Below are 12,033 nucleotides of genomic sequence, written 5' to 3' on the forward strand. Positions count from 1 at the left end.
AATACTTACTTAAATTTGTTTTTTATTAAGAACATGCTATAATCTAATGAAGGTTAGATTAATCAATAGTTTTTCTAGCAATGATTAATGTAAAATTAAACATAAAATTAATATTTGTTGTATAGCGACCCAAGAAATAGATTTTATATTTGTTTTACGGGTTTTTGTTAATTTTATATATTAATAAACAACTGAAAGGAGTCTAAGGACATGGCAGGAGAGTTAAATACTAAAGCAACAACAGTAAAAAATAGTCAATTTTATCAAGGCGATTTGGGTTTTGATAAAAATAATAATGATAAAGTAATTATTTATAAAATTTTAACTGGTAAAAAACTTGAGGTTTGTAAAATTATTATTGATGAACAAAATCATATTTTAAAAATTTCTACTAAAACGGAAATTATTAATGAAGATGAATTTGAAATTTACACATTTGCTTTAGAAGCAGATACTGCTGATTTTATCTTAAAACTTATTGCTAAAAATCAAATTAATGCTGAAATTAATTATGCATTTATAAATAATATTGAAGATTCTTATAATATATCTGAATCAGACTCATTAGAAGAAAAAAAGAGAAAAATTAGGAAACTCTTTTAACTATTTATAAATTTCTTCTCAATTATAAACTGAACCATAACACAAAGCTTTAATTTTAAAATCATTGTTATTATTGATAATTTCTAAAATAGTTTGGACAATAGAAATCCCTGAGGCAACTATATCATCAATAATAATAATGTTTTTTTTATTAAAAAAATTAATATATTTAGGTAATAAATGAATCTTATTAGTAATTTCCATTTGTCTTTCGCTAACTTTTAATTTATTTTCTCAAAATTTACGGTAGTTATCAACTTGGAAAATATTATTAATAAATAATATTTTATAATTTAATTTTTTTTTAATAATTTTAACTAATTCAATTATTACTAATTCTAAACTACTAACTGAAGTAGGTTTTTTTGGCATCATAATAAAATAATCTAAATTTTCAAACAAATTAAATTTTTGACCAACTTCAAATAAATTAGTTGCTAATCTTATTACAATATTTTGTTCAATATTTACTTGCTTAATTAAGTTATAATCTTCATTAACTCATAATAAATCCGGATATTGTTTTAAACCTGGTGATTTAAAATAATTATAATAATAGCATTCAATGTTAAGATTGCTTTGTTGAATTAATCTTTTTTGCCCTTGTATTTTCATTTTTTTACTCCATTTTTCTTTTCACTTTTATTTTTTTTAACTTTACCATTTAGTTTTATCTTTTTTCTATATTTAAAATTATTTGCTTTATACATTTTTGATGATTGATTATTATTATTTTTATCACGGTTTTTATTTTGCTGACCATTTTCTTCTAAAATAAAATCAATAGTTCTAGCAACTTTATTTGCACTTTTTACAAGAACACTGACCTTTTGACCAAGAGCATACTGTTTTCGTTTTCTTTCACCAAACAAAATCATTGCTTTTTCATTAAAAATATAATAATCATCAGTCATGTCTGCAATTCTAATTAAACCCTCAATTGTATTATCTAACTCAACAAATAATCCAAAACCAGTTACACTAGAAATTATACCTTCAAATTTATGACCAATAAATTGCATCATGTATTCTGCTTTTTTCATTTGATCTACAGCTCGTTCACACTCTAATGCTTTTAATTCCATATTACTAGATTGCTCAGCAGCTCAATTAGTAAAACTTTGATATTTCTCAATTATTTTAGCATTTATTTCTCTTTTAACTATATATTGACGCAATAAACGATGAACTATTAAATCGGGATAACGTCTAATTGGCGAAGTAAAATGTGTATAATAATCACTAGCAAGTCCAAAATGGCCAATACATTTATTAGTATACTGTGCTTTTTCCATACTTCTTAATAATAAAGTTGATAAAACTTGAAATGTTGGTAATTGTTTTAAAGAATTTAATAATAATTGTAAATCTTTTGAACTAATATTTGTGATTTTTGGATTTAATTTAATACCCATTAATTTCAGAATTGTAACCATTTGATGCATTTTTTTAGAACGAGGATGTTCATGAACACGATAAATAAAAGGTAATTTCATATCAAATACAGTTTTAGCAACTACTTCATTAGCTCTAATCATAAAACTTTCAATTAATTTTTCAGCGATATCACGAGTTCTTAAAATAATATCAGTTACTTCTCCATTATCGTTAATAATTGTTTTTGCTTCATTAATTTCAAAATCAATTACTCCAGCATCTTGTTTAAACTTTCATAAAATTTGGTGCAATTCTTTTGCTTTTAGTAACATTTCTCAAATTTGTGGATGTGTTTTAATAAAATTTGGATTTTTACCATTATATCCATCATTTACTTCCTCATAATTCATTCTTCTTGCTGATTTCATAAATGCCTGATAAATTTTATGTTTTACTGTTAAACCATTCTTATCAATTTCCATATCACAAACCATACATAAACGTTCTACTTGTTCATTTAAAGAACAAATACCATTTGATAACTGCGTTGGTAACATAGGAATAACACGATCTGCTAAGTAAACAGATGTACCACGAGTAAATGCCTCTTCATCTAAAGGACTATTTTCTGTTACATAATGACTAACATCAGCAATAGCTACAATTAAACGATAATTACCATTAACTAGTTTAGTAACACAAATAGCATCATCAAAATCTTTAGCATCTTTACCATCAATTGTAACTAATAACTCTTTAGTCAAATCAATACGACCAATTTTATCTGATTCTAAAACTGTTAATGGCACCTTATCTGTTGCTGTTAATGTTTCAACATCAAATTGTGCTTTAATACCAATTTCATAAATAACAGCTAAAATATCAACACCAGGATCATTAATATTACCCAAGATTTTAGTAATAGTAACATTAAAAATATTTTGTTCAAAATTTTTAATTTTTGCAACAACAATATTATTTTCTAACGCTTTATCGGGGTTTAAAATATTAACTTCATACTGTTGTAACTTTGCATTTTGAATTAATAATGTTTTTACTTTCGTATCTGCATTAACAATAACAGTACCAACAAGAAGATTAGTATCACGTTTAATAATTTTTAATACTACAGCCTCATCATTCTGATTATTAATTTTTACTAACTTACATAATACTTCATCATTATTTAACGCATTATTTATGTTTTTTATATTAACGTAATATTCTTCTTCACTATTTAATAATTTAACAAATCCAAATCCTTTTTTAGTAATTTGAATTTTGCCAATAAATAAATTATTATTTTTTAGCATATAAAATTGTTGTTCTTTATTTTCCAAAATAATTTCACTATTTTTCAATTCTTCTAAATCAGCAATAAGTTCTTGCTGTTGATGATGATTAGTAATATTAAGTTTCACTGTTAAATCAACCGTTGATAAAGGTGTAATACTATTTTGTAACTCATTAATAATCTCTTGCTTCATTTCAATCAATCCCAACTTTATCCTAATTATATAATTAATTATATAATTATAATCTATCTTTTAAAATTTATAAAAAGGCACATTTTAGTGTGCCTTTTTATAAAATAATTATCATTAATTTATAACTCCAATAGTATTAATAAGAATTCTTACTATTATTGCCATAGTAAATAACGATATACCTAATACTAAAGTGGCAATAGAAAATAACTTACTTCAACCACGTTCTTTAGTACTAGCAAATAATTCTTGATTACCCCCACTTAAAGCACCAAGTCCATTATGATTTTTTTTACCTTGTAATAAACCTAAAATTACTAATAATATAGCGATAATTAAGGCAATAATTTCAAAAGCAAAAATAATGTTTTGACTCATTTTGTCACTTCCACTTCTTTATAATATTATTAATTTTACACTTAATTTTACTAAAAATAAAAAAAATTTCATAATTATTATTATGACTTATTCCAAAATTAAAATTTTAATTATGAAATAAGCCTAATATGTTATGTTTTATAATTCTTTTATAGGAAAAATTTATTAACTTTATTCTGGTTCAATTTCTAAGTAATTTCTAACAGCATTTGTTACAATCTTTCATCCATGTTGATTTGTCATCATATAAAAAATGTTTATTTCTGAAAAATTATTATACATAACTTTAACTAAATTTTTTAAATTACTATCACTTAAACTATTTGCTAAGGTTCCTATAAATTGCGGAAATTTAGTAATTTCACTTAAAATTTTTTTTCAAAAAGTTGATAGTCATCTTTATTATCTTGATAAATTTCTGCTAATCTTATTCACATATCATTACTAATACCTAATTTAATTTTGCTTGATTCTGTATATTGTGGAGTTTTATTGTCTAAAGGTACGTAATATTTTTCTATTTTATTATATTGATTATGGGAATTGATATCAGCATTATGAGCATGGGATCAATTATACGCTAAATATGCTATTCCACCAACTATAATTACTCCACCCACAACTCATCCAATAGGTCCTCCTTCAATCATAACAGATGCACCACCTTCAACAACCTCTTCGCCAATAGCAATGGCTCCTTCCTCACCAACTTCTAATAAAGGCACCGCTTCTTCTGTTTCAACTACTGTTGTAGCTTGTGGAGAACTTATTCATTTAACAACTTTATATGCAGGTGGAATACTCATAGTTGTGGTAGTGACTAGACCTTTTAATAAATATTCATTTTTATTAGGTGTTATAAAAACGATTCCGTATTTATGCAATTCAACAATTTTTTCAAATTGTGCTCAACTAGCATCAGTAAAATGTTGTCCATAAATTTCTGTTAGTTTTTTTCTTGCATTATTTTTACTTTCTGTAGATGTGGTGTGATAAATATCTAATAATTTTTGATCAATAATTTGTGTTTTTAAAATATCACACTTTGGTTTCTGATTTGTTCTAGAGTATGTACTTTGATTACTGTGTTGATTTCTATTTCTAGAACTAGTTCCAATGTTAAAAGATTGTTCAGATGTTGATGGCAAAACAGCGCTTCCACCTGCTGAAGGTGAAGGGGTTGTTGTTGTAGTGGTGTGCGAATTACTTGGTCTATAATTTGATATATCTTCAAGGGTAGTAAAAGTAACACTAAAATCACAATCATAAATAATATTCAAATTTTGTGTAAATATTATACTATTTGGACGAAACATATGTGATAATGGAATTATTAATGTAGTTGAAGTTAAAAATGGAGAGAAGTCTATACCAGCCGCAAAATCGAAATGAAAAACTAAATCAGGATTTAATTCTCATAATCTCTCCATAATAGTACTCGGATCATTACGTCTAATTTGTCCTAAATTAGTATTTCTAAGTAAAGTTGATAATCTTACGCTTTGTTCATTAATAGTAAAAGTTACATTTAAATCACTATCAAAAACAATATGAGGATTATTCTGTTGAAAATCATAAACATTTTCTGATAAAATTTGAAAATTATTTATGCCTATAGGATGTCTATTTGTAAAACTAGGATAACGTAAATGCAAATCGGGATTTAAAAAATTTAGTCTCTCTATTATTGTTAATGGTGCATTATCTAACAATTCTCCTAACTCAGTTCTAATAAGAATACTTGATAATGTTAATCTTTGAGGTGTAAAGTTAATAGTAAAATTTAAATTTTTTGGAATATTTCTTGCGGGATTTTGATCGTAAATGTTAATACCAGCATGCACTGTTGCATTAATATTTGTAATGTTTTCAAATTCAATATTTTCTAAAAATCTTCTCTAGATAAAATTGGATGATTAATTTCTCTTAATCTTTGAATAATATGTTGTTTATCATTCGATTCAATTTGACCAATATTAATTGTTGTCATTGTTTTTTGTAAACTTGGTGGAGTTTGCCTTTTAACTCTTTTTTTTGTAGAATTTACTCTTTCATCTTTTTCTTCTAATTCATTTTCTATTTCAGTTTCTATTTTAGTTAAAGTACCACTTTCAGCAGGAATACCACTAGTTAATGCAGTTGATGCAATGATTGTTTTAATAATTTTCTTTTTCATAATATAACCCTCTCTTTAAATCTTTAAATTTTTCATAGTGTAATCATTTTATATGATTTATGAAATAAAACAGATTTGATATAAAAATATCGGGGTTTTAGAAATTTAAAATATATTCTTTGATAATTAGAAAAAACACAACATATTGATTTATATCATTAATATTTTCATCAACATTTCAATATTGATTTGAGTTTTTAAGTAGTCATTCATTTATTTGGATTTTTTTATTTTTATTACTTAATGAGTTTTATTTTTTAACTTTTTTAATAAATTTTTCTTGATTTTTAAAAAGTAATATGATGATAGTTTTGGTTTAATATATTTTGTTAGATATTTAATTATTTTTTTCCGTCATTAATAATTTTTAATTTTGAAAAAATATTTAATTTATTAATAAAATCCTTTCATGTCAAAACTAGTGTTAATTATATAACCAATTGTTTTTAGAATACATTCAGTTTTTTTTAAAATTAATGTTCTGGTAAAAAATCTAAGAAACAAGAATAAATTATTCCAAAAACAACATATTAACTATTTTATATATCTTTCAACGATGAAAGTCCATTTTTAAGTAAAAAATATATGTTATAATTTAATAAATAAGTAAAAAATATTATAGTTAGGGTGAGAAAATTGAAAAAAAAAATTGGTATTGTTGCTGATTCCTCTTCAGGATTTTCAATTAAAGATTTAAAAGAAATGAATATTGGCTTTTGTCCATTATTAATCACTTTTAGTGATGATACAACTATTACTGATGACCCTAACATTCTAAAGGATGAAGAATTCTATAATAGAATAGTTCATGAAAAACAATCTGCCAAAACTTCGCAAACACCACTTGGTCAAATGAGTATAATTTGAGAAGATGCTTTAACTAAATTTGAAAAGATTATTTTTATTCCTTTATCAAAAGGGTTATCAGGTCAATATAACACTGCTACTATGTTATCAAAAGAATCTAATTTTAAAGATAAAGTTTTTGTTTTTGATAGTAATGGTGTTTCAGTTATTAACTGACTATTAGTTAAAAAAGCATATCAAATGTCACTTAACGAAAAAAATAATGTTAATGATATTATAGAAGCACTAAAATTAATAAGAGATAACTATATAGCATTTATTTTACCTTATGATTTAAATTATTTAGTTCGTGGTGGTAGAATTTCAAAATCAGCAGCAGCCTTAGCTACTATGTTAAAAATAACTCCAATTTTATCTTTTGACGGAACCATTGATAAATTTGATAAAACAAGAACATGAGATAAAGCTATTAAAAATACTCTTAAAGAAATTAATAAAAATAAAAAAATAGAAAGTATTACTCTTTTTTACATTATTCATGCTTTTGCTGAGGCAAAAGAAATAGAAAAAGTTACAAAATTTGTTAAAGATTGTGGCATTAAAAACGTCAAAACTATTAATTTAGCAAATGTAATTTGTGCTCATACAGGAATTGGAACCTTCAGTTTTGTTGCTTTTAATTTAGATAAAGATAAATTACCAAAATTATAATAATAAAAAATTCACTTTTATGAGAAACATTTAAAAGTGATTTTTAATAATGGCAGGGGTGGCAGGACTCGAACCCACAACACTCGGATCTGAAGGCCGATGTTCTACCATTGAACTACACCCCTAAAATATTTAATTTAAATAGTACATGTTCAATTTTACGCGAAAGAAGTTTTAAGTTCAATTAAAATTTCATTTTTTTTATTTTTAATTCACATTTATCACAAATTCCATGAATTTCTAACTTATAATGTGAAAAATAAAAATTATTTTTAATCGCTAATTTTTCAAGTTTTTCTTCTTGTAATGGTGAAATTTGTTGTTTATCTTCGAAAGAGGCATGAATAATTTTATTACAAAAATTACAAATAATATGAACGGTATTTTCTGATAGTTCATAAATTATTTGTTTTCCTTCAAAAACATTAGCATGAATAATATGTTCTGTCATTAATAAATCAATAGTATTATAAATACTCATAATATTAATATTATCATTACCTTCTTTTGTTAAAAAACTAATAATATCATTAATACTAACATGTTGCTTAAGCGTTAATACTTTAATAACTGCTTTACGAACATCAGTTAAACGATAGTCTTTATCTTTCAACTTTTGGATAATATTTTCAAAATTTTTATTCATACTAATCTCCTGATAAAATATAATATTACTTTTTTTTATTTTCTGCTGATTCTAATCTCTCAATTTCATTTATTAAATCTTGAACTGTTTTTGTTTGTAAATCCAGTAATTTATTATCATCAATTTTTACATGATGCTCTTCTTCTAATTTAAGAACAATCATTACTAATCCAAGAGAGTCAATTTTTACATCTTTAAATTTAGTTTTCGGTGTAATTTTTTCTTTAATCTCTGGATAATCCTCTTTAACAATTTTATGAATTTCACTTAAAATATTCATAAATTCACTCCTAATTTAAATCATTTTTATTAATAGTTATACTTAGTATAACATAGAGCATTAAATTTTATTTGTTATTTTAAAATATCATTCTAAATAATCTAGTTTTAAATTAGTATTATATTCAACTCATACAGCATTATTTAAAATATTAAAATGAAAAATAAAATTATTAATTTTTCATTGTGGAAATGTTGGATAGGTTACACTTTATTGGACACTAATTACGTAGACAAGTGAACAAATTAGTTAAAAGAAAGGAACTATAATTATGGCCAATATTAACTCATATACCGATGAATTTAAAAAACAAATAGTAGCTTTATATCAAAGCGGTAAGTCAGTGTCTTGTCTTGCTAAAGAGTACAATGTTACAAGAGCAGCTACTTATAATTGAATTAAGCAATTTACTAATTCAGGCAGTTTTAAAACTAAAGATAATCGTTCTATTGAAGAAAATGAATTAATTAAATTAAGAAAAGAATTAAAACAGTTACGAATGGAAAATGATATTTTAAAGCAAGCAGCACTAATAATAGGCAGAAAATAGAAATTATTGCTAAAAATAAAGTTAAATATAAAATTCGCACAATGTGTCGTTTTTTAAAACTTTCTAAATCAACATATTATTTTAATTTAAAGGAAAAAGAAAAAAAACAAAATAATATTTATGATGAAGCTGTTATTAGTGCTTTTAAAGAAAATAAAGAAGTTTATGGAACAAGAAGATTAAAAGTTGTTCTAAAAGAAAAGAATATTTATTTGTCACGCAGAAAAATTAAAGAAATTATGAATAAACATAATTTAATATCAAAATACACTAAATTATCATTCAAAAATCATCATAATAAAGTCAACGATAGTCAAATAACCAATATCGTTAATAGAAACTTTAATAATAGGCTTAAAAATGAAGTTATTGTTAGTGATTTAACTTATGTTCAAGTTAATGGTAAATGAAACTATATTTGCCTATTAATTGACCTATTTAACCGCGAAATTATTGGACATAGTGTAGGTACTAAAAAAGATGCATCATTAGTACATCAAGCATTTATGCACTCAAATCGTTGTTTAAAAGATATTCAAATATTTCATAGTGATCGCGGTAATGAATTTAATAATAAAATTATTGATAAACTTTTACTAGCATTCAATATTAATCGCTCTTTAAGCAAAAAAGGTTGTCCTTATGATAACGCTGTTGCTGAAGCAACTTTTAAAACTTTCAAAATTGAATTTATTAATGATAAAAATTTTACATCATTAATCCAATTAAAATTAGAATTATTTGATTACATCAACTGATATAACAACATAAGAATTCACAGCACTTTAAACTACTTAACTCCAGTTAATTATCAAAAATAAATGTCTACCAAAAAATAGTCCTAAAAAGGGTTGCCATTCCATGTTTTAATAATTAACTTTAAAAATATGTATTGAAATAAATCTTGATTAAATTGTATTTTATATATAATCTGTGACTGATTTGCTAAGATAGTACTATTTTTATCTAAAATAATTGTAATACTTTCATTTAATTTTTTAATATCAATAGCTTCTACAACTATCTCTGGATTTAAATTTTCTTTTTTATCATCTACGGTCTCTAATTCTACATCATATTCTTTTACCATTTCATTTAAATTTTTATTAGTTGAAAAATTTTTGATAATAAAAAATAATATAATACTTAATGTAATAGTGATAGTAATAATTAAAATGCTAATTTGTAACTTACGTATAAACATTTTATACCTTTATTTGACTATGTATTAAATACTTATAATCAATAAAACTAAAGTTATCACTACTATAAAATTTTAATATTTCATTGTAAGTTAAACTAAAATTAGTAGCTGCCACTCAATTTTCACTATTATTTCTTATTAATTTTTTAATAAAAATAGAATGATATGGACCACCAATAATTGGTTCACTACTTTCTTCAATAAATTTTAAATTAATATCATATTTAAAAAAGGTTTGAAAATAAAATGGAATATTTATATTAAAGTGAAAATCTTCAAATCTTGGTAAGTCAAATTGATTTTTTCCTATTTCATCATTCAATACTATTTTATTTACAATGCTATTATAAATAGTGCTATAAAATTCTAAATAATATTCATCAATATTTTTTTTATTACGTAATAAAAAAGCTGGTATTTTATTATTTTGATAAAATTTTGATAGATTTTCATTAATATTTAATGATGTATTTTGTTGTAAATCAAAATTATTATTAAATATTAATATTTTACGTAATATTGTTTCTTTATCATTATATCAATCTTTTACTTTTGGAAAATGCGATACTAGATAACGTTTTATTTTTATTGGCACTATATTTGCAGTATTAATATTATTACCAGAAAACTTAAAAACCTCATCTAATCTTGATTTTCCACCAACTATCATGTTCTTCATAATCGTTTTAGAAAAAATATGATAAAATCCTTTATCAGAGAAATTTGTCGTTAAAATAATGGGATTTTTAATTTCTAAATTAAAATTTGTTGTAATAAACATTTTTGGTTTAATTTGTAATTGATACTGTGGATTACTATTAAAATAAAAACTAAGTGATCCATAATTATGTTTATTATTAATATGACGAATTTCCTTTAAATTACTAGGTTTTTTACAATTAAAACTATAATTCAAAATATTTACATTATCTTTTTTAATTGCTATTGCTGGTAAAATTATCTTATAAGTTTTCATAACCATATGCAAAAAAGAAATATCAGCATATGGACCAAGTTTATTATTTTCAAGTAATTCTAAATATGAAGAAGTAAGAAATACTCACTTAATTGATTTAGATATCACAAGTTGTCCACTTGCTTGCTTAATACTACTATAATTCAAATCATATTGAAACGTTACATCGTCAAGTAATCCTTCACTTGGTTCTTTGTTAATATCAAAATCATAACTATATGCTTCTACAATTTGAAGTTCAATATAATAATAACTGCTTTTTTGCAAAGTTTGGATCGGAAAGCCAACCACTGTAAATCTTGGAATTAAAAATAATTCTTTTTCATAAATGGGGCTGTTTTTTACATCACTTGTTAAATTCATCTTTTGTTCTAAAAAACTACGCGAATTCAATAAATCAATGCTATTAATATTCATTTTATATCCTTAAATTAAATATAAGTATAAAAAACGCTTAATAGCCGTTTTTTCTAATTTTTCATATTCTTTGATATGATAATATTTTTTTCATCAATTTTTATTTGATTTAACTAAGAACGTTCTAATAATATAACTATATTCATTTTTTGGTAATAATGCTAAAACTGTATCAACAATTTGCACATGTTTTTCATAATTTTTTAAATCTTTATTTATCACTATCTTATTAGCATAGTGAACACTATCCTCTTTCAAAACATAATTTTCTTTAAAATTATTATTTGCTAATGTTAATTTTGCTTGTTCATATTTAACAAAAATAGCAGCAATTAGTTGCTTATCAGCACTTATTTGTTCTTTCATTATTATCACCTCAATAATAATTTAAAAACAAATAATTATTTTTCCTCTATTTTAT

General features: G+C 23.4%; 13 protein-coding genes and 1 tRNA gene. 3 read left to right on the plus strand and 11 right to left on the minus strand.

All coding sequences use genetic code 4. From position 1 onward, the window contains the following. The first annotated feature begins 210 nt into the window (after nt 1-210). On the plus strand, nt 211-603 hold the full coding sequence (locus AACK89_RS06900) for a hypothetical protein (protein ID WP_338974053.1): 393 nt from the start codon (nt 211-213) through the stop codon (nt 601-603). On the opposite strand, the gene AACK89_RS06905 is transcribed toward AACK89_RS06900, so the two are convergent. From AACK89_RS06905 to AACK89_RS06925, 5 genes are all read right to left on the minus strand, one after another. Next, a complete protein-coding gene (locus tag AACK89_RS06905; RefSeq protein ID WP_338978218.1) occupies nt 604-1,218 on the minus strand; it encodes a hypothetical protein in 615 nt (204 codons plus the stop codon). Further along, complete coding sequence (gene rnr / locus AACK89_RS06910) at nt 1,191-3,467, minus strand: ribonuclease R (RefSeq protein WP_338978220.1); 2,277 nt, start codon at nt 3,465-3,467, stop codon at nt 1,191-1,193. Before rnr ends, AACK89_RS06905 begins: the two co-directional genes overlap by 28 nt. A 114-nt stretch (nt 3,468-3,581) precedes the next feature. After that, nucleotides 3,582-3,845, minus strand: a complete 264-nt coding sequence (gene secG / locus AACK89_RS06915) for a preprotein translocase subunit SecG (protein ID WP_174480339.1) — start codon at nt 3,843-3,845, stop codon at nt 3,582-3,584. Nucleotides 3,846-4,210: 365 nt separating this feature from the next. Then, nucleotides 4,211-5,689, minus strand: coding sequence for a hypothetical protein (locus tag AACK89_RS06920; RefSeq protein WP_338978223.1), 1,479 nt, complete (start codon nt 5,687-5,689; stop codon nt 4,211-4,213). Between the two features lie 41 nt (nt 5,690-5,730). Then, on the minus strand, nt 5,731-6,021 hold the full coding sequence (locus AACK89_RS06925; RefSeq protein ID WP_338978225.1) for a hypothetical protein: 291 nt from the start codon (nt 6,019-6,021) through the stop codon (nt 5,731-5,733). Between the two features lie 636 nt (nt 6,022-6,657). Between AACK89_RS06925 and AACK89_RS06930 the strand changes: the two genes are divergently transcribed. Further along, nucleotides 6,658-7,539, plus strand: coding sequence for a DegV family protein (locus AACK89_RS06930; RefSeq protein WP_338978227.1), 882 nt, complete (start codon nt 6,658-6,660; stop codon nt 7,537-7,539). A gap of 50 nt (nt 7,540-7,589) precedes the next feature. Here AACK89_RS06930 and AACK89_RS06935 read toward each other — a convergent pair. The 3 genes from AACK89_RS06935 to AACK89_RS06945 form a co-directional block, all read right to left on the minus strand. Continuing rightward, a tRNA-Trp gene (locus AACK89_RS06935) sits at nt 7,590-7,664 on the minus strand. A gap of 59 nt (nt 7,665-7,723) precedes the next feature. Then, the gene (locus AACK89_RS06940; RefSeq protein ID WP_281748950.1) at nt 7,724-8,185 is read right to left on the minus strand and encodes a Fur family transcriptional regulator; all 462 of its coding nucleotides are present in this window, start codon (nt 8,183-8,185) and stop codon (nt 7,724-7,726) included. A 25-nt stretch (nt 8,186-8,210) separates the two neighbouring features. Continuing rightward, nucleotides 8,211-8,465 (minus strand): acyl carrier protein, encoded by a 255-nt coding sequence (locus AACK89_RS06945; protein WP_281748951.1) that lies wholly within the window; start codon nt 8,463-8,465, stop codon nt 8,211-8,213. 271 nt (nt 8,466-8,736) lie between these two features. Between AACK89_RS06945 and AACK89_RS06950 the strand changes: the two genes are divergently transcribed. Then, nucleotides 8,737-9,836, plus strand: a protein-coding gene (locus AACK89_RS06950) for an IS3 family transposase (protein WP_338977768.1) whose coding sequence is annotated in 2 segments (ribosomal slippage) — nt 8,737-8,980 and nt 8,980-9,836 — 1,101 coding nt in all. Because the reading frame shifts where the segments join, the coding sequence is not laid out codon by codon here. 20 nt (nt 9,837-9,856) lie between these two features. Here the strand turns inward: AACK89_RS06950 and AACK89_RS06955 are convergent. From AACK89_RS06955 to AACK89_RS06965, 3 genes are read right to left on the minus strand one after another with little or no spacing between them, the layout of a single operon-like run. Next, the gene (locus tag AACK89_RS06955) at nt 9,857-10,219 is read right to left on the minus strand and encodes a hypothetical protein (protein WP_338978228.1); all 363 of its coding nucleotides are present in this window, start codon (nt 10,217-10,219) and stop codon (nt 9,857-9,859) included. Between the two features lies 1 nt (nt 10,220). Beyond that, on the minus strand, nt 10,221-11,612 hold the full coding sequence (locus tag AACK89_RS06960; protein WP_338978229.1) for a hypothetical protein: 1,392 nt from the start codon (nt 11,610-11,612) through the stop codon (nt 10,221-10,223). A gap of 9 nt (nt 11,613-11,621) precedes the next feature. Then, nucleotides 11,622-11,978 (minus strand): MG284/MPN403 family protein, encoded by a 357-nt coding sequence (locus AACK89_RS06965; protein WP_338961069.1) that lies wholly within the window; start codon nt 11,976-11,978, stop codon nt 11,622-11,624. Nucleotides 11,979-12,033: the final 55 nt, after the last annotated feature.

This window comes from Spiroplasma endosymbiont of Panzeria rudis (genome assembly GCF_964019705.1).
Classification (GTDB): Bacteria; Bacillota_I; Bacilli_A; order Mycoplasmatales; family VBWQ01; genus Spiroplasma_E; species Spiroplasma_E ixodetis_A.